This is a genomic window from Paenibacillus sp. 1781tsa1 (assembly GCF_024159265.1).
In the GTDB taxonomy this organism is placed as follows: Bacteria; Bacillota; Bacilli; order Paenibacillales; family Paenibacillaceae; genus Paenibacillus.
The window spans coordinates 5,990,128-6,013,215 of the sequence record NZ_JAMYWY010000001.1; the positions used below are offsets into that span (position 1 = coordinate 5,990,128).

20 protein-coding genes are annotated in these 23,088 nt (G+C 46.8%); 3 read left to right on the forward strand and 17 right to left on the reverse strand.

From position 1 onward, the window contains the following. Nucleotides 1-289: 289 nt before the first annotated feature. The gene (xylA, locus tag NKT06_RS26995; protein WP_253440956.1) at nucleotides 290-1,606 is read right to left on the reverse strand and encodes a xylose isomerase; all 1,317 of its coding nucleotides are present in this window, start codon (nucleotides 1,604-1,606) and stop codon (nucleotides 290-292) included. 199 nt (nucleotides 1,607-1,805) lie between these two features. Here xylA and NKT06_RS27000 point away from each other — a divergent pair, with 199 nt between their 5' ends. Further along, nucleotides 1,806-2,972, forward strand: coding sequence for an ROK family transcriptional regulator (locus NKT06_RS27000; RefSeq protein WP_253440959.1), 1,167 nt, complete (start codon nucleotides 1,806-1,808; stop codon nucleotides 2,970-2,972). Nucleotides 2,973-3,119: 147 nt separating this feature from the next. Then, a complete protein-coding gene (locus NKT06_RS27005; protein ID WP_053779005.1) occupies nucleotides 3,120-3,317 on the forward strand; it encodes a hypothetical protein in 198 nt (65 codons plus the stop codon). Nucleotides 3,318-3,456: 139 nt separating this feature from the next. Here NKT06_RS27005 and NKT06_RS27010 read toward each other — a convergent pair whose 3' ends face one another. Beyond that, on the reverse strand, nucleotides 3,457-3,687 hold the full coding sequence (locus NKT06_RS27010; RefSeq protein ID WP_253440961.1) for a glutaredoxin family protein: 231 nt from the start codon (nucleotides 3,685-3,687) through the stop codon (nucleotides 3,457-3,459). Nucleotides 3,688-3,757: 70 nt separating this feature from the next. Beyond that, nucleotides 3,758-4,699, reverse strand: a complete 942-nt coding sequence (trxB, locus tag NKT06_RS27015) for a thioredoxin-disulfide reductase (RefSeq protein ID WP_253440963.1) — start codon at nucleotides 4,697-4,699, stop codon at nucleotides 3,758-3,760. A gap of 256 nt (nucleotides 4,700-4,955) precedes the next feature. Between trxB and NKT06_RS27020 the strand changes: the two genes are divergently transcribed. Continuing rightward, complete coding sequence (locus NKT06_RS27020) at nucleotides 4,956-5,687, forward strand: ZIP family metal transporter (protein WP_253440965.1); 732 nt, start codon at nucleotides 4,956-4,958, stop codon at nucleotides 5,685-5,687. 176 nt (nucleotides 5,688-5,863) lie between these two features. Here the strand turns inward: NKT06_RS27020 and NKT06_RS27025 are convergent, their stop codons facing one another. From NKT06_RS27025 to NKT06_RS27090, 14 genes are all read right to left on the reverse strand, one after another. After that, nucleotides 5,864-6,673, reverse strand: a complete 810-nt coding sequence (locus NKT06_RS27025) for an alpha/beta fold hydrolase (RefSeq protein ID WP_017692232.1) — start codon at nucleotides 6,671-6,673, stop codon at nucleotides 5,864-5,866. Nucleotides 6,674-6,815: 142 nt separating this feature from the next. Further along, nucleotides 6,816-8,831 carry a heavy metal translocating P-type ATPase gene (locus tag NKT06_RS27030; protein ID WP_253440967.1) on the reverse strand — a complete coding sequence of 672 codons (2,016 nt, stop codon included), beginning with the start codon at nucleotides 8,829-8,831 and terminating at the stop codon, nucleotides 6,816-6,818. Nucleotides 8,832-9,178: 347 nt separating this feature from the next. After that, nucleotides 9,179-10,486: a homocysteine synthase gene (locus NKT06_RS27035; protein ID WP_253440969.1), complete on the reverse strand. Its 1,308-nt coding sequence runs from the start codon at nucleotides 10,484-10,486 to the stop codon at nucleotides 9,179-9,181. A 238-nt stretch (nucleotides 10,487-10,724) separates the two neighbouring features. Next, nucleotides 10,725-11,570: a sugar phosphate isomerase/epimerase family protein gene (locus tag NKT06_RS27040; RefSeq protein ID WP_253440971.1), complete on the reverse strand. Its 846-nt coding sequence runs from the start codon at nucleotides 11,568-11,570 to the stop codon at nucleotides 10,725-10,727. A gap of 37 nt (nucleotides 11,571-11,607) precedes the next feature. Next, a complete protein-coding gene (kduD, locus tag NKT06_RS27045) occupies nucleotides 11,608-12,360 on the reverse strand; it encodes a 2-dehydro-3-deoxy-D-gluconate 5-dehydrogenase KduD (protein ID WP_253440973.1) in 753 nt (250 codons plus the stop codon). A 77-nt stretch (nucleotides 12,361-12,437) separates the two neighbouring features. Then, a complete protein-coding gene (locus NKT06_RS27050) occupies nucleotides 12,438-13,196 on the reverse strand; it encodes a DeoR/GlpR family DNA-binding transcription regulator (RefSeq protein ID WP_253440975.1) in 759 nt (252 codons plus the stop codon). 87 nt (nucleotides 13,197-13,283) lie between these two features. Next, nucleotides 13,284-14,123, reverse strand: coding sequence for a 5-dehydro-4-deoxy-D-glucuronate isomerase (gene kduI, locus NKT06_RS27055; protein ID WP_253440977.1), 840 nt, complete (start codon nucleotides 14,121-14,123; stop codon nucleotides 13,284-13,286). Nucleotides 14,124-14,339: 216 nt separating this feature from the next. Then, a complete protein-coding gene (gene cyoD / locus NKT06_RS27060) occupies nucleotides 14,340-14,669 on the reverse strand; it encodes a cytochrome o ubiquinol oxidase subunit IV (protein WP_091019256.1) in 330 nt (109 codons plus the stop codon). Beyond that, nucleotides 14,670-15,290, reverse strand: coding sequence for a cytochrome o ubiquinol oxidase subunit III (cyoC, locus tag NKT06_RS27065; protein ID WP_253440979.1), 621 nt, complete (start codon nucleotides 15,288-15,290; stop codon nucleotides 14,670-14,672). Continuing rightward, the gene (locus tag NKT06_RS27070; RefSeq protein WP_124118137.1) at nucleotides 15,291-17,261 is read right to left on the reverse strand and encodes a cbb3-type cytochrome c oxidase subunit I; all 1,971 of its coding nucleotides are present in this window, start codon (nucleotides 17,259-17,261) and stop codon (nucleotides 15,291-15,293) included. A 21-nt stretch (nucleotides 17,262-17,282) separates the two neighbouring features. Continuing rightward, nucleotides 17,283-18,257 (reverse strand): ubiquinol oxidase subunit II, encoded by a 975-nt coding sequence (gene cyoA / locus NKT06_RS27075; protein WP_253440981.1) that lies wholly within the window; start codon nucleotides 18,255-18,257, stop codon nucleotides 17,283-17,285. A gap of 318 nt (nucleotides 18,258-18,575) precedes the next feature. After that, entirely contained in the window at nucleotides 18,576-18,839 is a 264-nt protein-coding gene (locus NKT06_RS27080; protein ID WP_091038518.1) for a hypothetical protein, read from the reverse strand. A 361-nt stretch (nucleotides 18,840-19,200) separates the two neighbouring features. Next, entirely contained in the window at nucleotides 19,201-20,562 is a 1,362-nt protein-coding gene (locus tag NKT06_RS27085) for a GH1 family beta-glucosidase (RefSeq protein ID WP_253440983.1), read from the reverse strand. Between the two features lie 16 nt (nucleotides 20,563-20,578). Then, nucleotides 20,579-22,960: a glycoside hydrolase family 95 protein gene (locus NKT06_RS27090; protein ID WP_483311635.1), complete on the reverse strand. Its 2,382-nt coding sequence runs from the start codon at nucleotides 22,958-22,960 to the stop codon at nucleotides 20,579-20,581. Nucleotides 22,961-23,088: the final 128 nt, after the last annotated feature.

The following is a 23,088-nucleotide window of genomic DNA, read 5'->3' on the forward strand; positions in this document are numbered from 1 at the left end:
GGATAAATGCGACCGCTTCGCTTCCTCGGGTCCTTTCTGCTCACTTCGTTTTGCATGCACCATTTTAGACAACCATTTATATCGGCAATTTAAAAACCTCATTGTTTGTTTAACCAAAAAACCGCCCCCGTCTTCCCAAGGGAAAGTCGGGGACGGTCCGAATGTCATGCTTGTTCAGGCGTTCCATGGTACAAGCTAATCTTGTGTATAGGCTGGTTTGGATACTAATATCCAACACATATGAGTTGAGTAACCGTCGGTGGTCGACGTACTCCTGCCTAATCCACTATTAGTCAGCCAGAATGTACTGGTTAAGTTGTGCTCTCAGCAATTCCTGACGTCCGGATTGGTTTTTGCGTGGGTTTTCATTGTTGAGTGCATACTCAGCAAGGGAAGCAAGTGTCGCTTTACCTGCAACCACATCTGCACCAATACCTTCGCTGAAGCTGCTGTAACGTTTTTCGATGAAGTCATCGAATACGCGATCTTCAATCAGTTTCGCTGCTACTTTCAGACCTTTGGCATACGTATCCATACCTGCGATGTGTGCCAGGAACAGATCGTCTGCTTCGAAGGAGCCACGACGTACTTTCGCGTCAAAGTTCACACCGCCACGGCCGATACCACCGTTTTTCAATACTTCATACATTGTCAATGTCGCATCATACATATCAACAGGGAACTCATCTGTATCCCAACCAATCAACATATCGCCTTGGTTCGCATCAAGGGAACCGAGCATACCGTTGGTACGAGCAACGCGAATTTCGTGATCGAATGTATGACCAGCCAGTGTGGCGTGGTTCGCTTCCAGGTTCAGTTTGAAGTGTTTGTCCAAACCGTATTTTTGCAAGAAAGCAATGGAAGTTGCTGCATCATAATCATATTGGTGTTTCGTTGGCTCTTTTGGTTTAGGCTCGATCAGGAATTGTGCATCAAAGCCAATTTCCTTCGCGTAGTCTACAGCCATGTGGAACATGCGAGCAATGTTGTCTTGCTCCAGTTGCATGTCTGTGTTCAGCAATGTGTCGTAACCTTCACGTCCGCCCCAGAATACATAGTTTTCAGCGCCCAGACGTTTACCCACTTCCAGACCTTTCTTGATCTGTGCCGCAGCGTGAGCATACACATCTGCGTTACAAGTGGAAGCTGCACCAAACATGAAGCGTGGGTTCGAGAACATGTTTGCCGTGTTCCAGAGCAGTTTTTTGCCGCTGGATTTCATATGATCTTCAATCAGATCAACGATTGTATCAATGTTGCTGTAGAACTCACGCAGGTTGTTGCCTTCTGGTGCAATGTCCACATCGTGGAAACAGAAGAACGGGAGATTCATTTTTTCCAAAAATTCAAATGCCGCTTCCACGCGTACTTTCGCGAGGTCCAGACCCGAGTATTTATCCCATGAACGAACAGCTGTCTCTGCACCAAACGGATCACTGCCGCCTGCAGTTAATGTATGCCAGTAAGCCATGCCGAAACGGAAATGTTCTTCCATCGATTTGCCGGCTACCACTTCTTCCGGATTATAATGTTTAAAAGCAAAAGGATTCTTGGAATCTTTACCTTCGAATGAAATTTTATTAACGGATTCAAAATAGGCCATGTGTAAAATGCCTCCTCAATAGTTTTAAGAAATCGTTTACACCGTTATCCTATCACATCGAATTTACTTTGTCTATTGGTTAAACAAAGTAAAAATAAAATTGTTTTTTACACGCTTGTTTACGCTATAATAGTCGAATAACTTGTTTCGGATGTGGGTCAGAACCCTTTTATCAGAAGAATAGGAGTGCCTTAACCATATGAAAATTACCGGAGACCAGATGCTGGTCAAAAAAATAAACAAGTCGATCGTGCTCGATACGATCCGGCGTCATGCCCCCCTCTCTCGCGCGCGGGTATCCGAGGTTACAGGACTGAACAAAGCAACGGTATCCAACCTGGTTGCTGATCTGATCAGTGATGATCTGGTGCAAGAGATTGGCCCTGGGGAATCCAGCGGCGGACGCAAACCACTCATGTTGCTGTTTCGGGGGACATCCGGCTATGCTGTCGGCCTGGAACTCAGTGTGACCCACTTGAAGGGTGTGCTTACAGATCTGGAAGGACACATCATTACAGAGTACGCAGTGACATTGGAACATCATGACGTTTCCTCTGTACTGGAGCAATTAAAATTGGCAGCACAGCAACTTATCGAGGCAGCCCCTGCTTCCCCACATGGTATCATTGGCATCGGTATCGGGGTGCCCGGCATGGTCGATGAGACAGGAATGGTCCTTTTTGCACCCAACTTGGGCTGGGAGAAGGTAGCTCTGCGCTCCATGCTTGAAGAAGAATTCGAACTGCCTGTCACCATCGATAATGAAGCCAATGCTGGCGCTCATGGAGAGTTGAATTTTGGTGCAGGCATCGGTGTCCGTCACATGATCTATATCAGTGCAGGCATGGGGATTGGTTCAGGCATCATGGTAGATGGTGAATTATACAAAGGCGCGTGGGGCTATGCTGGAGAAACAGGCCATATGTCCATTGAAGCGGAAGGTCTGCCCTGCTCCTGTGGCAATCGTGGTTGCTGGGAGTTATACGCATCGGAAAAAGCCTACGAGCACCCGGATCATCAGCTAAAATTACCTGCTCATACCACACGAGAGCTTATTCATCATGCGGAGCATGGCCACGAGGCTGTTCAAGAATTATACAACACGATTGGACGCAAACTGGGGATCGGCATTACCAATATCGTTAACAGTTTTAACCCGGAACGTATTATCATTGGCGGTCCGCTCTCTGAAGCAGGTCCCTGGATTGAAACAGCGTTAAAACAAGTTGTCGAAGAACGTACATTACCTTATCACCGCCGCAGTTTGCAGATTGAATGGGCAGCTCTGGGCAGCCGTTCCACCCGTGTTGGTGCCGCTTACTCTGCAATATCCCAATTTTTAGGGAAAATAAGAGTTTCCGTCTAATAACAGATGAAAATTGACATCATTTCGCCCCATTTCCTCCCTTTTTGTTAAAGAAATCCAGATGTATAATGGGGTTATGTGATTTTTGTCATGGCTGTGTGGATATAGCTGTGTTAATTCCGATAACGAAACGGAGTGAAAAGAAGCGTGACCTACGTGGATACTTCAGATATCTCGGCGCAAATGTTTGTCACCGTACTCCTGTTCCTGATTGTGCTTGCGCCCCTGTTCAGCCTTGGCATACTCCGATTGTTCCAGAGCAAAAAGAAGGCTGGTTTCATGTACATGCTGTCAGGAGTGCTGGTATATGTTGTGTTTCAGACTTTCATGAGCATTTTTTTCTAAATTATATGCTGCCTTATGCACAAAAAACCGTACCCTTCCGGGTACGGTTCTTTCTATATCCTAACGGCTCGCGAAAACCGGAATTTCATATGAATTGAAACGTTCTTCAACACATCATGTTCCAGATGATCAGCGTAATTTAAGCGTCCAACGCTTTGGCAAATTGGGTTTTGTTCATACCCAGAATACGGTGTTCACCAATGACAGTCAAAGGCACGGCACGTACACCCATGTCCCATACTTGTTGTGCAAATTCATCGCTAGTTTCGATGTTGCGCTCTTCATACGTGATACCTTTGTCAGCCAGGAATGTTTTTACGGATTTGCAGTTCGGGCAGTTCGTTGATGTATATACAATTACGTTTTCCATGTTTAATTCACCTCATATGGTTTATATTATTCTATCGTTTGGTTGGAATCAGTGGAATCAGCTCATTCTATTACAGAACAACTGCGCTGTGCTCCAAGCTTTCAATGTATTTCTCGGTGTCCATAGCAGCCATACATCCGCTACCTGCCGCTGTAATTGCTTGTTTGTAACGTGTATCCTGCACGTCACCACATGCGAATACGCCTGGGATGTTTGTCTCGGATGTACCTGGTGTAGTCAGGATATAACCGTGTTCGTCCGTAGTGATCTGTCCACCAAGGAATCCAGTGTTTGGTGTGTGACCAATGGCAACAAATACGCCGCTTGCCGGAATCACTTCTTCTAGACCTGTTTCGTTGTTCAATACTTTCAGACCTGTTACGCCGTTGTCACCAGCAAGTACTTCGAGTGGTGTACGATTCAAAGCCATTTCTACTTTTTCGTTACTGCGTGCACGATCCTGCATGATTTTGGAGCCACGCAGTTCTTCACGACGGTGTACCAGCGTTACTTTGGAACCAAAACGGGACAGGAAGCTTGCTTCCTCAAGAGCAGAGTCACCACCGCCGATGACGATGATTTCTTTGTTACGGAAGAAGAATCCATCACATGTTGCACATGTGCTGACACCGCGCCCTACATTTGTTTCTTCACCAGGGATACCCAGGTATTTAGCAGATGCACCTGTAGACAGGATCAATGTTTCGGATACGAGTTCCCCCATACCTTCAACTTGAATCTTGAATGGACGCTCGCTCATGTCGATGTTGTTCACCCAGCCAGTGCGGAATTCAGCACCGAAACGTTCTGCTTGTTTACGCATGTTATCCATCAGTTCAGGACCCATAATGCCATCAGGGAAACCTGGGAAGTTCTCCACTTCAGTCGTTGTTGTCAGTTGGCCACCAGGTTGTGGACCTTCAATAACGAGTGGGCTCAAGTTCGCACGTGCCAGATAGATCGCTGCTGTCAGCCCTGCAGGGCCTGTTCCAATAATAATTGATTTATACATGTATAGTTCCTCCCCCGGGTTCTGCAAAAAGGTTAGTCCCTCCGGCATCAAAAGCTGTTGCTTTTGCATACACTAGAACGAAAAGCCTAGATCATGTCCACAAGACCTGCCTGCGTAATGACAATAATCCTATGCAGAAACGGAATTCTAATTTATAATCATTCTAATCTGTTGTTCATTATGATCTCTTTTATGTACGGTGTCAATGCTCGGCAGCGATTATGAAGAAGTCTTCATCAGGAGGGAAAATGGAAGCATGAACGATGCACTCATTGGCAGTATTATATCAGCCATGTCTACCGGCCTAGGGGCCGTACCGATTCTATTTATGCGCAAAATATCACACCGTCTGCGTGATATCTTGCTGGCATACGCTGCAGGTATTATGACCTCAGCTTCGGTTTATAATCTCATTCCGGAAGCGCTCGGCCAATCGAATCTCTTTGTACTTGCATTTGGTATTATGCTTGGCAGCCTGGTTCTACTGGTGCTGGAGATGAAGATTCCACACGTCGATCTGGAGAATCCCGAGAAAATGCCTTTTAAAATTGAAGCCAAAGCCTTCATGATTATTGCAGCGATTACCATGCATAACCTGCCGGAGGGGTTATCGGTTGGTGTCAGCTACGCAAGCTCGGATGAGAACCTGGGCAATCTTATTGCCTTCTCCATCGGATTGCAGAATGCGCCGGAAGGATTCCTGGTCGCCCTCTTTCTAGTGAACCAGAATATTGGCCGCTTCAAAGCACTGGGCATTGCCACCCTGACCGGAGCAGTAGAGATTATTACAGCGATGATTGGTTATACATTAAGCAGTCTCGTATCCGGCCTTGTCCCCTATGGTCTGGCATTTGCAGCCGGTGCGATGATGTTCATTGTCTATAAAGAACTCATTCCCGAAAGTCACGGTGACGGCAATGCACGAGTGGCGACCATCTCGTTTTTACTCGGACTCATCACGATGATCGGTCTGACCGAACTGTTTTAATTGAAGAACGTATACTTACTGTGCACGTTAAACCTTGTTTAAGACCTCTTACAGTACAGATAAAAGAACCCGAGCGGACAGCCTAAAGCTGTCGACCGGGTTCTTTTTTTAGCCACAAATGAAGATTCCATGAAATTAATGGGATGGGCTGTAAGGAGCATGATGCCCTCTCCTGATCAGGATTGAATAAACCGAATCAGTTCCGAATTGAATTTTTCCAATTCATCATAGAATGCACCATGACCACTCTCTTCAAAAGCAATCAATTGAGACGAAGCGATGCCTTTATGCATCTGCTCCGCAAATTCGAACGGACAGATCTCATCCTTTTTCCCATGCAAAATGGCTGTCGGCACCTGAATCGAACTCAGGTCACCTCGCAAGTCCTCATCTCGCAGGGCAATTGCACTGCGAATGGTACCATAAGATGAAGCCTCCATGCCAAGCGCGTGGAACCAATCCATGAATGGTTGGCTGTGTTTCTTCGCGAAGAACATGCCGCCAAACGTCTCCAGCAACTTCGGACGATCTGCAAAGATTGGCTCAATGATCTGCTCGTTCAGCTGCTCTGGGGTCAATCCATACGGATAACCTTCGCGCTGAGTGAACACAGGGGCTGCCGCAGATAACAAGGCCAGCTTGGAGACACCATGTCCCTTATGTCTGGCCATATAATGTACTGCAATCGCTCCGCCCATGGAGAACCCTGCGAGTACCGCGTCTTTCAGTTCCAGATCATCGATAACGGCACGAACATCGTCTGCCATCCGATCATAATCATATCCTGTGGAAGGCTTATCCGATAAGCCATATCCTCTAAAATCTATCGCAATGGCACGAATGCCATGGTTCGGAAGTACGTTCAATTGATATTCAAACATTTTATAATTAACAGGCCAGCCGTGCAAAAAGACAACCGGAGTGCCTTCACCGATATCTTCAACATATACTTTTACATTCGGTTCTACTTGTACATAACGTCCCATATTTCACAGCTCCCTTTGTCCTCGAATTATTGCAACTTTCTCTTCGAACCATTACCCGCTGACCCAAGGTTCAAACGTGAGCCGGTCAACCAGTCGTATACAACCAGCAAAACCGATTAATCAATTTCATCTCCAAATCTGATTACCGTAGCAGCCTAAGTCCATTCAGGATAACCAGAATTGTACTGCCTTCATGACCTACCACACCCAGAGGCAATGCGACGTCTTGGAGGAAATTACCAGCAATTAAGGCCAGAATAACGGTGATGGCAAAACACATATTCTGCTTCACGGTACGCTGTGCTCGACGAGCCTGCCCAATCACCCAAGCGATCTCTTCGATATTGTCATTCATCAACACCGCATCAGCTACCTCCAGTGCAGTTCCGCTACCCGATAATCCCATCCCCATACCCACAGTGGCTGCTGCAAGTGCCGGGGCATCATTGACACCATCTCCCACCATTAGTACTGGACCATACTGTTTGCGGAGCGTTTGGACCTGCTTCACTTTATCTTCTGGCAGCAAGTCTGCATAGACCATGCTTACCCCCGTTTCACGTGCAATTACAGAGGCGGATTTGGCTCGATCGCCTGTTAACATCACTACTTTAATACCCATCGCTTCCAGTCTTCTCACTGCAGCTGCTGCCTGAGGCCGTACCGTATCCCGCATGGCGATCAGCCCGACCAATTCACCATCAGCCATAACAACGGATACAGTTTTCCCCTCCCCCTCAAGACGGGAGCGTACATCGTTCCACTCCAAAGATACCTTTACAGGGTTAACCCCCTGTTTATCTGAAGCATCATCTTTATCGTCTTTCATCTTCTCTGACTGCATCGATTCCAATCCATTTGTTTTGCCAATGCGCCAGACCACATCGTTTACCGTTCCTTCGATACCCCAACCCGTTAGGGCCTGTACGTGCTCCGCTTCCTGAAGTGTAAGGTTCTCCTTGTTCGCCTGATCTACGATGGCACGGGCCAAGGGGTGCATGGAGATGTTCTCAATCGCTGCTACCGCAGCTAACAGCTGGGCGCGATCTATATTTTCAGCCGTAATAATATCTGTAACTTGCGGGTTGCCCATGGTTAATGTACCTGTTTTGTCAAAAGCTACGACCCGCGTGCGTGCCATATTCTCCATATGGGCACCTCCCTTGAAGAGAATACCACGGCGGGCGCTGCTGGACATCGCGGACAGCATGACAGGCATGATCGAGGACACCAGTGCACAAGGCGAAGCAACAACCAGAAATACCATCGCTTTATAAAATGCCTCGTTCCATGTCCAGCCAAGCAGCAGTGGAGTTCCTGCAATCACAAGTAAAGTCACCCCTACAACTATGCGTGCGTATATTCCTTCAAACCGCTCCATAAAACGCTGGGAATCCGGCACTTCTGCCTGCGCTTCTTCCACCATTTTAATGATTTTGCCGAACAGTGATCCTTCAGCCGATTTGGTGACCTCTACGTATAGGGCGCCCTCCCCGTTTAAAGTACCTGCATAGACTTCATCCCCCGCAACTTTGTCCACAGGCAGGGATTCTCCGGTGATGGACGACTGATTGATAAAAGAACTCCCCCGGTACACGACACCATCAGCCGGGATGAGTTCTCCCGGTTTCACCAACAGCAGATCACCCGGCTGGAGATCATCAATAGCCACAAGGTTCATCTGACCATCCTCAATACGCAGTGCTGTCTCCGGCTTCAGCGCGAGCAACGATGAGATATCCTTATGACTGCGCTCTGTCGCATAACTTTCCAACGCACCACTGAGTGCAAAAATAAAGATCAGCATCGCGCCTTCATTCCAGTAACCGATGGCTGCGGCCCCAAGGGATGCGGCAATCATCAGCAGGTTTACATCCAGATCTCGGTCCTTGACCAGTGTCTCGATGCCTTCCTTCGCTTTGGTCCAACCACCCACGGCATACGCCACAATGTAGAGCATGATGGATAATGTACCAAAATACGGTGCAGTTCCCCAGGCAATCAGCATCAACAGCCCACTACCCAATGCAGATTGCATCTCTTTATTCTGCACCATGGCTCGAAAATCAGGCTTTTTGCCTCGATTGGGGCCAGGTGTTTGGGACGAGCGTTGTTCTGCTTGTTTCTGTCTGTGTAGAGGTTGATGTATCGCTTGCATATGAATCACGATCCTTTCGAATGTTAGATTTGCGGATGAGAGTTTGCCCCATTCCGCTCCCAAAAATGAAGTTGTATTGAGAATGAGAGCCATTGTTAATGCCCTAAAAATGACACATGCTGCTGCGGGAATCCCGCAGCAGCATGGTTTTGTGAATGATTTTGTAATCATCTCGAATGAGAATGATAATCATTTTTGTACTTATGCAATTATTTTTACCCAATACAACTTTTAATCAGTATATGCCTGTGATCCTCATTTGTAAATGGATATTTTCCTGATATTCCACAAACCAAATAAAAAAAACCGCCACTCCTTAAAGGATGACGGCTCCAAATTATTTATTTTTATGCGCCTACACTTGCTCCCTGACTTGCTTTGATCGCTTGCTCCAGATCATAGATAATGTCTTGAATGTTCTCTGTGCCAATAGACAGACGAATCAACTCCGGATTAACCCCTGCGGCAGTTTGTTCATCTTCGGTCAATTGCGCATGAGTCGTACTTGCCGGGTGAATGATCAGTGACTTGGAATCGCCCACGTTCGCAAGGTGAGAGAACAGTTTAACATTTTCAATCAATTTGCGACCGGCGTCCGCACCACCTTTGATTCCAAAGGTCAGAATGGCGCCCTGCCCTCTTGGCAGATACTTCTGTGCAAGCTCGTAAGAACCGTGGCTCGGCAGACCTGCATAACTTACCCAAGACACATCCTCATGTTTCTCAAGGAATTCCGCAACCGCAAGGGCGTTGCTACTATGACGCTCTACGCGCAGATGCAATGTCTCCAGTCCCTGCAGCAGCAACCAGGAGTTAAATGGAGAGATTGTTGCACCCAAGTCACGTAGAAGTTGTACACGAGCTTTGATAATATAAGCAATAGGTCCAACCGCTTCCGTATATACAACACCGTTATAACTGGAGTCCGGCTCCGTCAGACCAGGGAACTTGCCGCTTGCTTTCCAATCAAATTTTCCGCTATCCACGATAACGCCACCAATGGATGTACCATGACCCCCAATAAATTTCGTTGCAGAGTGAACGACAATATCTGCTCCATGTTCGATTGGACGAAGCAGGTACGGACTTGGGAACGTATTATCCACGATCAAAGGAATTCCATGTTCATGGGCAATGGCTGCCACCGCTTCAATATCAAGTACATTTCCCTTCGGATTACCGATCGTTTCAGCATACAATGCTTTCGTTTTCTCCGTAATCGCTGCCCGGAAATTTTCAGGATCACTGGAATCCACAAATTTCACGTCCAGACCCAATTTTGGCAAAGTCGTCGAGAACAGATTGTATGTACCTCCATACAAACTCGCCGAAGACACGATCTCATCACCTGCACCAGCAATATTCAGAAGTGAAAACGTAATGGCTGCTTGACCAGAAGCTGTAGCCAGCGCACCAGCTCCGCCTTCCAACGCAGCAATCCGTTGCTCAAACACGTCAGTGGTTGGGTTCATCAGACGGGTATAGATGTTGCCAAACTCTTTCAAACCAAACAGATTAGCTGCATGCTCGGTGTCCTTGAAGCCATAGGATGTTGTCTGATATAAGGGAACTGCTCGTGCGTTGGTAGTTGGATCAATCTCCTGACCTGCATGAATCGCCAATGTTTCAAATGAAAGCTCACGTTCGTTTGACATAAATCTGAATCCTCCCTTGATATATACGTTCTATAAGTTCATGATGCCTTGGCATGGTGGCGTATGTTTTCCATATTCTCTCACAAGATGTCGCATTTGAAAAGACTTATTTCCGATTTTTCCGATGAGAAATATTAAATATGTATATTATCATTCCTATACCAAAAAAACCTTTGCCCTCGCAAAGGTTTTTCGGCTGCTGCGGATGCGCTGCACAACTTTTCAATCCGGCTGTCTCTTAGACTCGAACTGCATCCCATACTTCACGCAAATGTTTGGCCGCAGGCACAGCTTGCTCCGCAGTTACACCTTCAAGTGAAATATCGATATGTGGCTTATACGTTTTTAGCAATTCAAAAAATAACGGGTAATCCAGTATGCCTGCCCCAGGTACCGGATTGAACTTCTCTCCCTGTGCATCGAAAGCTACATCCTTGGCATGGATCACAATCATGCGTTGATACAGCGATTCCATCACCTCGCGCAAGAAAGCCCCTTGATCTGCTGCATGTGGTTGTTTGATCAGATTACACGGGTCGAACAGCATTCCCAGATTGGATGAAGGAATCTCTTCAAACAAACGTGTCATATGTTCATGGGTATGAAGTGTATGCGTAGACACAGGCTCAATCGCCGCATGCACGCCCCATTTCTCCGCTTCCTCAGCCAACTCCTCAACCGTTTCTTTCAGCACACTCCACGCCTTCTCTTCATATCCATCCGGATGGGTATCCTGATAGGTGTCCAAGCCCCCTGTCTCCGTTGCTACCATGCTGCAACCAAAATCCCGGGCATAACGCAGATGCTCCTTGAATCGATCAATATCCGCACGGCGGCTTACCGGATCAGGGTCAATCGGATTAATATAACAGCCCAGTACCGCAATCTTCACCCCGCGCTGTGCAAATTGATCTCCAATCTCATTCGCCAGCCCGGGGCTCAGCTTGCCATTTGATGAGTCCACATCTGATAAAGCTTTGGCAAGCGCCAGCTGCACGGAATTAAATCCGTTATCCGCAATCGTCTGCGCAAGCTGTGCTGTAGGCTGTTTGCCAAATGTATGTGCCAGAATACCAAGTTTCATCTCACTGCCTCCTTATGCTAATCCGATGATCAAGCGATTAACGTGCCATCCAGCCGCCATCGACATTCAGCACATGACCATTTAGATAATCCGAAGCGGCAGATGCCAGAAAGACAACCGGACCTTTCAGATCTTCAGGTGTTCCCCAACGCCCCGCAGGAATACGGGCTGTAATGTCCCGGTAACGATTCTCGTCCGCACGGATCTGAGTAGTATTATCGGTTTCCATATAACCAGGTGCGATACCGTTAATCTGGATTCCCTTACCTGCCCATTCATTGGCGAGTGCTTTGGTTAAACCGGCAACACCATGTTTACTGGCTGTATACCCTGGCACATTGATCCCACCTTGATAGGACAACATGGATGCAATATTAATGATTTTGCCGCTTCCGCGTTCAATCATATGTCTTCCAGCCAACTGGCTTAGGAAAAATACAGTGTTCAGGTTCAGACCAATGACATCATGCCAGTCCTTCCCTGCATGATCAGCCGCAGGTGTGCGACGAATGATTCCCGCATTGTTGACGAGAATGTCAATTCTGCCCTGGAACGCAAGCGCCTGTTCGAACACAGCCGCCAACTCATCTTCACGACTTAAATCCGCTTCAATCACATAGGCTTTGCGTCCGAGTGCTTCAATGGCACTTGCCGTTTCCGCAGGTTTGGAATAAGAGACCAGTACCACATCAGCACCCGCTTCCGCCAAACCAATGGCCATCCCTTGTCCAAGTCCTCCCGAGGTACCTGTCACCAGTGCAACTTGTCCGCTTAAATCAAATGGGTTCATGAATGATTCCTCCGCATGGTTTTGATATGCAATCCATAGATCCGTCCGTTCTTTAATCCCATGAATAATGAATGAGGTTAACTTTGATAATCCACTGTGACACCGCTCTGCTCGTATAAGGCAGCTGTCTCTTCATCCAAACGACTATCACTGATAATATAGTCCAGTTCCGAACACTGGGCGAAAGTTCGCAGTGCAAATTGTCCGAATTTATAATGATCCACAACGCCGTATACCTGCTGGGAGGCAGATATCATTGCTTTTTTCAAGGGAACCAGATCTCCCGTGTAAATGGATAATCCAAATTCCGGATGAAGTGCTGTTGTGGATATAAAGGCTTTATGAATGTTAAGACCGGAGATAAATGCAGCCGTATCATCCCCTACCAGCATATTCCGTACACGAGCCCCGCCAGGCACAACCAGTCGCACTTGCTCCTTCTTGGTAAGCTCCGCGATAATGAACAAGTCATTGGTCACCACCGTCAGCGGCTGATTGTCGAGACGTTTGGCCATCTCCAGCGTGGTGCTGCCACCATCGAGAGCAACGATATCTCCAGGTCGAATGTAAGCCAGGGCACGTTCAGCAATCTCCGTTTTCTCCGATTGATGCTTCTCGGTAACTCCCCGGCTGTTCAAGATGCCATACTGGTCATTCTGAGCCAGCATAGCCCCACCATGAACACGTACGAGCAGTCCCATACTCTCCAACTTGTCGAGATCCTCTCGCACTGTTTTCCCAGTCACCTGCAATAACTCACTCAGATCACTGACGGTTACTTCCTGGCGCTCCAGCAGAGCCTCCATAATTTTTTCATGTCTTTTCAATGGATTCATCACAATCAACTTCCTATACCATCTGAGTTAATTGAATGAGTGTTCTAATGTCTACCCTGTCAAATTAACTCAGACATCTGTAATTTATTATTTCAGGTCTTTCATCGCTACGCCGTCCATATCTTCGAACGTTTGGTTCTCACCAGCCATCGCCCAACAGAAGGTGTAATTACTTGTACCCACACCACTGTGAATGGACCAACTTGGGGAAATGATCGCCTGACGGTCGCGTACAACCAAATGCCGCGTTTCGTTTGGCTCACCCATCATATGGAATACAACGCCATCCTCAGGCAGATTCCAGTACAAGTATACTTCGGAACGGCGGTTATGGGTATGTGCAGGCATGGTGTTCCACATGTTCCCCTTGTCGAGTTCGGTAATGCCCATTACCAACTGACAACTCTGAATTCCACCTTCTCCTTGGTGAATGTAACGATAGATCGTACGCTCATTGGAAGTTTCGATGCTGCCCAGATGATTCGGCTGAGCTTGTTCTTGTGTTGCTTTTACTGTTGGATAAGTGTGGTGAGCCGGTGTGGATACAAAATAGAATTGGGCAGGTTGAGCCTTGTCACTGCTCGTGAACACAACTTCCTTCACACCTCTACCAATATAGAGACATTCCTTTGCTCCAATCTCATAACCTTGTCCATCCGCTGTTACTGTTCCGTGACCACCTACATTAATGATACCGATTTCACGACGCTCCAGGAAAAAGTTCGTTCCGATATCCTTCAGGTTCACTTCAAGGGTGATGTCTTTGCTCTCAGGTACAGCCGTTCCCACAATATAACGATCCACATGAGAGTAAACGGTTACCAATTCATCGGCTGCAAACAATTGCTCCATCAAAAATTCCTCACGCAGGCGAGAAGTATCATACGTTTTCACTTCGTTCGGGTGTGCAGCATAACGATTTTCCATTATTAATCCATTCCTTTCGTCATTTAGATTAGTTGGGATTGAGTTTTAATATGTTCATATAAGTTCATTTTAGTTCATTTTGTATCTTTTGTGTACCTTTATTTTTAAAATATTTCATATCATTAACTACTAACGATGTTTATTTCTTAAACAAGAACAAAAAAAAGATCTCCGCAGTCTGTATCACAGACCGGGAGATCTTCTTTGATTCACATATTAATGTGCAACAGCATTGTTAAGCATGATCCAGATCGAACCAATTACGATGGTCATCATAATCAGCAATCCGAAAATAAGTGCCATCACATTCCAGCGTGGTTTTTCTGTTTCACGAATATGCATGAAGAAGAAGAGTTGAACCACAAACTGAAGTGCTGCTGTACCCAGAATCACAATGAGTGTTCCTGTTTTGCCCATCATGTCGTTCAAAACCACCACAAGTGGAATGATTGTCAGTACGACGGACAGAATGAAGCCGATGACATAAGACTTCAGTGAGCCATGTTGTTCATGGCCGTGGGAATCATGTGAGTTGTGCTCTGCCATCTACATCACCCCCATGAGATAGACGATCGACAGGAGGAAGATCCATACGACGTCCAAGAAGTGCCAGTACAAACTGATAACGTTGATCTTACCGCGAGTAACGTCGGTAATCCCACGTTTTTTCAGTTGGAACATGAGTCCGATCATCCAGATCAGACCAAGCGATACGTGAAGTCCGTGAGTACCCACGAGGGTGAAGAATGCACCAGAAGCTGCACTCGTCGTGTAACTGAAACCTTCGTGAACCATCTCAATAAACTCATAAACCTCCAGGGCGATAAAGCTTGCACCCAGAACAGCTGTAACAATCAGCCAGTTAATCAATTGTTTCACTTTACCCTGGTTCATTGCCAGAACGGCAAGTCCGCTCGTAAATGAACTCGTGAGCAAGATAAATGTCTCGGCGATAACGCCAGGCATTTTGATCAGTTCGGACAAAATCGGTCCGCCCGCCGAATTGTCACGCAACACAATGAAGGTTGCGAACAATACGGAGAACAAGATGACGTCGGAAATCAGGAAGAACCAGAAACCGAGAATTTTCATTTCCTGTGGATCATGGTGGCCATGGTCGTGACCATGCGCATGATTCTCACCGTGCTTAGCGGCTGCTTGAGCCATCTATACCGACCCCCTTAACGACGCTTCGGTACGCTTGATTTCGTCGACCGGAATGTAATAATCCGTATCGTAAGAGAATGAACGGGCGATCATACAGATGCCTACGCCAGCAAGTCCGAGAATCGCCATCCACAGCCAACCGAATACGAAGCCAAAGCCGGCTACAAACCAGAAGACAGACATGATGAACGGAATCGAAGAATTCTTCGGCATATGAATTGGCTCATATACAGGCTCAGGCGGATGAATGCCTTTCGCACGACGTTCTTTCTCTTCCCACCACTCATCAATATCATCTCCGCGCGGTGTAACAGCGAAGTTGTACTCTGGAGCTGGTGAAGGAATCGACCACTCGAGCGTACGACCATCCCATGGATCGCCGGAAGCTTTAAGTGTTTTGTATTTGCGAATACCGTCTGCAATTTGTGCAACTTGGAACAAGAATCCGACACCCATCAGGAATGCCCCGATTGTGGATACGAAGTTCAGTTCCCACCAGCCAGTATCCCAGCCGTATGTGCTCAGACGACGTGTCATACCCATTAGACCGACAGCGTACTGCGGCATGAAGCAGACATAGAAACCAATATTCCAAGTCCAGAATGCCCATTTGCCCAGTTTCTCTTCGAGTTGGAAACCGAACATTTTAGGCCACCAGTAATACAGACCAGCGAAGTATCCGAAGACAACGCCACCGATCAATACTTGGTGGAAGTGGGCAATCAGGAAGTAACTGTTGTGGAACTGGAAGTCAGCAGGAGCAACGGATAACAGAACGCCTGTCATACCCCCGACAATAAAGCACGGGATAAAGGCAAGTGTCCACATCATCGGAGTCGCCATGCGAATCCTTCCTCGATACATGGTAAACAGCCAGTTAAATATCTTAACCCCTGTTGGAATAGCAATCAACATCGTAGTTACGGCGAAGAATGCATTCACGTCCGCTCCTGAACCCATCGTGAAGAAGTGATGCGCCCATGTGAAGAAGGACAGGAAGCTGATGATTAACATTGCAAATACCATTGACTTGTAACCAAACAGTTTTTTCCGAGAGAAGGTACTTACAATCTCGGAGAACACACCGAATGCCGGCAAGACGACAATGTATACCTCAGGGTGACCCCACATCCAGATCAAGTTGATATACATCATTGGGTTACCGCCCAGATCAAGTGTGAAGAAATGCGCCCCGGCAAACCTGTCGAGGAATAGCAATGCAAGCGTCACGGTCAAGATCGGGAAAGCAAACAAGATAATGATACAAGTGGAGAATACCGACCATGTAAACATCGGCATTTTCATCCATCTCATGCCTGGCGCACGCATTTTAATGATGGTAACCAGGAAGTTGATACCGGTAGCCAGGGAACCGATACCCGATATCTGTATACCCCATATATAGAAGTTCTGTCCGACCCCCGGACTGTGTGACAGCTCCGATAAAGGTGGATAACTCAGCCATCCTGCATCCGGTGAACCACCGATAACGAAGGACAGGTTAAACAGCATTGCTCCCAGGAAGAATAACCAGAAGCTTAATGCATTCAGAAACGGGAAGGCAACGTCCCTTGCTCCGATCTGTAATGGCACGATAACGTTAAATAAACCAAACATGAATGGCATCGCCATGAACAGGATCATGATCGTGCCGTGAGTTGTAAAGACCTGATTATAATGTTCAGGATGTAAGAAATCCATGTTAGGCATAGCCAGCTGCAGACGCATCATCAATGCATCCACACCACCACGGAACAACATGATAATGGAAGCAATGATATACATAATACCGATCTTTTTATGATCGACGGTAGTTAACCAGTTACGCCAGAGCCAGCCCCATTTTTTGAAATAAGTCAGCACCGTTACGATAGTAATCATCGTAATACCGATGGCCACGTCTGCTCCATAGATCAGCGGGTCGCCGGTTACGAAAAACTCCGATGCAAACTCTTTAAGTCTCTCTAACATTGGGGGCCTCCTTTCGAATCTTTAGTTAGCACTCTTGTCCTCATCTTGTTTGGACACATCGTTTGAATTCTGAATGGCTCCAGAAGCTTCACTTGAACTTCCATGCTTACTGTGAGCACTTTGACCATCTACAACATACTTGGTCACAATATTTTGGAACAATCCTTCTGGGAAGGCAGAATAATAAGCAACATTGCTTGTTCCTGGTTCAGCCAGTGCCTTGTAACCTTCTGCAGTCAATTCCTGGGAACTTTGTTTCACTTCAGTTACCCATTTGTCAAAATCTTCGTCCGATGTAGCATTCACATCAAAACGCATTTCTCCAAAATGCTCACCTGTGAAGTTAGCGCCTGAACCCCAGTACTTGCCTTCATGATCTGCTTGCAGATACAAGGTCATCGCCATACCCGACATCGTATAAATCTGTCCTCCAAGTTGCGGAATCCAGAATGAGTTCATCGGTGAATCCGCAGTGAGTTCAAATTTCACGGGCCGGTCTGCCGGAATATTCAGCGTGTTGACCGTTGCAATCCCTTGCTCAGGATACATAAACAACCATTTCCAATCCAGTGAAGACACTTGAATGGTAATTGGTGCTTTCTCGTGAGCCAACGGCTTCGAAGGCTCCAGATCATACGTGTAACGAATAGTAACAATGGCAAGCAGTCCAATAATAATAATTGGAACCGTCCACCAGATTGCCTCCGCCTTCGTACTATGAGACCAGTTAGGCTCATAAGCAGCTTTGTTATCCGGCTTGTCGCGGTAACGCCATACGATTACGGCAGACAAAATGAGTACTGGCACAATGATGACAGCACACAAAATTGTCGAGATGACAATCAAATCTCTCTGCGAAGCGCCAATTGGCCCCTTCGGATCCAGAACAACGTACTGTCCGCCTGCCAGCATTGGCCAGACAATCAATGCAATTGTAACCAACGTCAGGACAACCGGAATGATAATCCGGATTAGCGACCTAGGTTTCTTGTTCATTTTGATCCCCTCTCCTTAAATTCGCTCATACTGAAAAATCAGTATACTACTCTCTTCCTACTAAAGATATCAGAAATGAACAACTTTTTTGTTCTTGTTAACAAATTTGTCGATTTTACACCTTAAATGTGTGAATTTTTTCTCACAAATCGCTTGCATGGTTGATATTTGCACATTGTAATCTTTACACTTCAAGTCACAAAATAAAACCCTTTGCAGTCCCGTTGAACAGTGTCAACGAATCCGCAAAGGGCTTTATTGACTGGATTCCGGGTACTTATCCAGTCTTATTATGAACGAATTAACGCAGGATTATAATCAATCAGCGCCTTCGTCTTCCCGGCGTGTATGAACAAGGCCAATCGCTTTGGCAATAACGTAAATAAACACACTACCTACAAGGAATCCAATACCGACCATCAAGCCAAGATTACGATCATTAAAATCATTCAAATTGATCAGACACATGACCACTCCCGTAATGAGTGCGACCCATGCCAGAACTGTCATCGTCAAGACGGCGCGCCGCATATTTTTGTCTTTGCGCTCCAATTGGCTGACCATTGCTGTCTTCGATGCCATAGTAAACACTTCCTTTTCCCTTTTTGTAAGTGCTTTCCTTATACCAATATACCACATCAGTATGATTTTTAGTCAACAAATGTTCAAATTCCCTTCGCAATTTGGACACTTTATTTTCAAATTACCCGTTGACAAAACATTATTAAGTTCTTACTTACTTCTTATAACCCAAAAACCGTCTCTTCATAACAGAAAAGACACTTGACCTGATGAAACCTTTATGAACTACTCATTTTCAACTGTAAAAAACAAAAAAAAGACGGTGCATTGGAATACTCCAATGTTACCGTCTTTCTCTTCATTAATAAGGTATTCGTATAAAATGAGGACCTGTTCTCCCCCCCCTAAAGCACGAATGCATCTATTGGGGATTATGTTCGTTCCGAGTTTCCAGCCAATTATTCTTAATGACATTCTGATACCAGTAATAGCTCTCCTTCGGTGTTCTCACAAGTGAACGATAGTCCACATGAACAAGACCGAAGCGCATACGGTAGCCTTCTGCCCATTCAAAATTGTCCATTAATGACCACGCCATGTACCCTTTCAGGTTAATGCCGTCATTAATGATGCGGTGAATTTGAGCCAAATGCTGTTCATAATAGGCAATTCGGCGATCATCATTAATTTTGCCATTATCCAGATCATCATTGATGCAAGCACCGTTCTCCGTGATGTATACATCCACATTGCCGTACTTTTGCAAGTAATGCATGAATTCATATAAACCGCGTGACTCCACTGGCCAGCCGATATCCGTTTTGGTCAAGCCCATATCCACTTCTTCCGATTGAAGAACACCAGCTTCCGGATTAAAGCGATTAATTCCCATCGTGTAATAGTTAATGCCGAGCAGATCGATCGGTTGCGAGATGATCTCCATATCACCTTCTTGAATAGGTACAGTAGCCCCCGCATCTGCAAACCAATCCACCATAAACTGCGGATACGTGCCTTTGTAGATCGGGTCTAGGAACCAGTCGGTATTGAGCGCGATCGATCGGTCACACGCAGCTTGGTCCTCAGGAGATTTGCTGTACGGCTCAGCCCAGCAGACGTTCGGAGCAATACCGATCTGTCCCGTTATACCCAAGCGACGGAAGGATTGGACCGCTTTACCGTGAGCAACCAACAATCCATGAGCAACATTGATTGACGTTTGCAGGTCTTTGTTTCCTGGCGCATGAATCCCGAGAAGGTTCGACAGGAACGCGATACACCATGGTTCATTAAATGTTAGCCAAAAGTTGATTTTACCCGAAAATTCTTTGAAAATCACTTCGGCATATTTCACAAAAGCGTCTACAGTTCTACGGTTACTCCAGCCCCCGTCATCCTCCAGCGTTTGTGGAAGATCCCAGTGATACAGGGTAAGGAACGGTTCGATACCCGCCTCTATCAATGCATCCACGAAGCGATGGTAGAAGTCCAGTCCTTCCCGATTGATCTCCCCATCTCCGTCAGGAATAATGCGTGGCCACGCAATGGAGAACCGGTATGTATTAATCCCGAGTTTCTTCATCAGTTCGATGTCTTCCTCGTACCGATGGTAACTGTCACACGCGACATCTCCATTGTCTCCGTTATATACTTTGCCAGGGGTGCGAGCAAACGTATCCCAGATGGATACTCCGCGTCCACCTTCCTGTGCCGCTCCTTCTATTTGATAGGAAGCTGTTGCTGTACCCCATCGAAAATCTTGTGGAAATTGAAAAATGGTCATGGTTGGCTCCTCCGTCTCATGATGACACGCGGATCGTCTGTCCTGCGGTCATCGTTAAAATAATTACATAATCGCCCTGAGGCGTAAGCTCTGCCTTGGCTTGTTCATTTCCTACCACGCGCAGCGGATAAGCACTGCGAAGAGTTAGCGAATCACTTCGATCTGCTTTAATAACCGCTGAAGCAAGCTTGTTGTCCGTCCACGTTATAGCTACCGTATAACCACCTCTAGCACGAAGCCCTTCAACACGACCTTGTGTCCAGAGTTCAGGCAGTGCCGGAAGTAAATGTAACTCGTTCAAGTGGCTCTGTAATAACATCTCGGCGATTCCAGCCGTACCTCCAAAGTTACCATCGATCTGGAATGGTGGATGGTCATCAAACAGATTTGGATGTGTGGATCGTGCCAACAACGTGCGCACAAACTGATGTGCCTGGCTGCTATCCTGCAGTCGTGCATACAGATTGATCAACCATGCACAGCTCCATCCTGTATGCCCGCCACCTTGTGAGATACGACGTTCAAGCGATATTCGTGCTGCTTCCACCAGTTCCGGTGTATGCACTCGATTGATCTGCTCCCCGGGATACAGTCCATACAGATGGGAGACGTGACGATGCCCTGGTTCGGATTCGGCAAAATCCTTAAACCACTCCAGCAATTGTCCTTCGCTTCCAATTCGGAATGGATAGAGTTTGTCCAGCGCCTCACTCCACTCGCTTGCCAACGACTCATCTATATTTAGTTGCTTCGAGGCCTCAATACAGCGGCTAAACAATTCACGAATCAAAGTCATATCCATCGTTGAAGCCATCGAAATACTGCGCGCCTCTCCAGCTTCTGTCAGGAACTTATTTTCTGGTGAAGTGGAAGGAATTGTAACCAGATAGCCCTCAGGTCCTTCCACCAGCCAGTCGAGACAGAACAGCGCCGCTTCCTTCATGATGGGGTAGGCACGTTCCTCAAGAAAACGCTGATCTCCGGTAAATTGATAATGCTCCCATAGATGCGAGGTGAGCCATACTCCGCCCATCGGCCAGAATGCCCAACTCGCATCCCCGCCCGTCGGCGTGGAGGTTCTCCAGATATCCACGTTATGATGAGCAGTCCATCCACGGGCTCCATACAGAATCCGCGCCGTTCTGCGTCCTGTATCACTGAGATCGGCCAGCATATCAAACAGCGGCTCATGACATTCACTCAGATTGCAGACTTCTGCCGGCCAGTAATTCATCTCCGTGTTGATGTTGATGGTGTAGTCACTATGCCATGGCGGTTCTACCTGATGGTTCCAGATTCCCTGAAGATTAGCAGGCTGGCTGCCCGGACGCGAACTGGCCATTAACAGATATCTTCCATATTGAAAATAAATCGCCTCCAGTCCAGGGTCTTGTTCCCCAGCCTGATACGCCTGTAGCCGCTCATCCGTAGGCAGTTCAGCGTTAGCCGATACACCTAAATCAATAGATACTCTGTTAAACAACGCACGATGATCTTGTACATGTCGTTCCCGAAGCACTTCCGCGCCATGTGTAATCGCTTTGGAGATTATATCCACACATTGCTCTTCAAGCACCAGGTTATCCTTCACAGGCAACACATCGTAACTTTCAAAGGACGTAGCCGCTGCCAGATAGAAAACAACCTGATCAGCACCCTGAATATGTAGCTTACCTTCCAGTTTGGACACCTTTGCCTGCTCGCCTGTTGCCGAAACCTCTACACGCACAGCATATGCGGTTCCCCGATCTTCTTCATAAAGGATGGATTCCGGGTGATCTCTGAAGTAATTGGATTCCACATGACTCGGGCAACGACTAAACATCGTGATTGCATCTCCCGAAGTCTCCATACGATAAGGATGGGGACTGTCTAGCGTAACACTTACACTAACAGCGCCCTTCCGATCAGCACTCAATGTGCAGACCATCAGGTCATCCGAAGCACTGGAATACACTTCACGTACAAAACGAGTTCCTTCCAATGAGTATGTCGTGCTTGCAATACCCGATTCCAGATCAAGCTCACGCTCAAAAGCATCATACGAAAGATCATCCAGACCCTCGTGGTTCAACAGAAAATGGCCCATCGGTTGGTAAGCCTCCACATCACGGCCGAGCATCTCTCGGTTCAACAAATCCTCAGCTTCACCATACTGTCCAGACATGATTAACTCACGCGTCTGCTTCAGATACCGCTGACTGCTGTATTGAATCGTATCCCGTGGAAACCCTGACCATAATGTATCTTCATTGAGCTGAATTCGTTCTTCCGCTGCGCCGCCATACACCATGCCTCCAAGACGTCCGTTTCCGATGGGCAATGCTTCTTCCCAGCGTTTTGCCGGTTGTCGATACCATAAACGGTTGATTTTAGTTTGGTTATTGTGTGGGGACATCATTAGCTCCTTTTCCTCAATTAGCTATCGAAATATTTATGCCATAAAACGTTTTCGGAAAGTGCTTACATTAAGGAAATTATATGTGATTTCCAAAATTGCGTCAATGCAAATCATCACACATCATC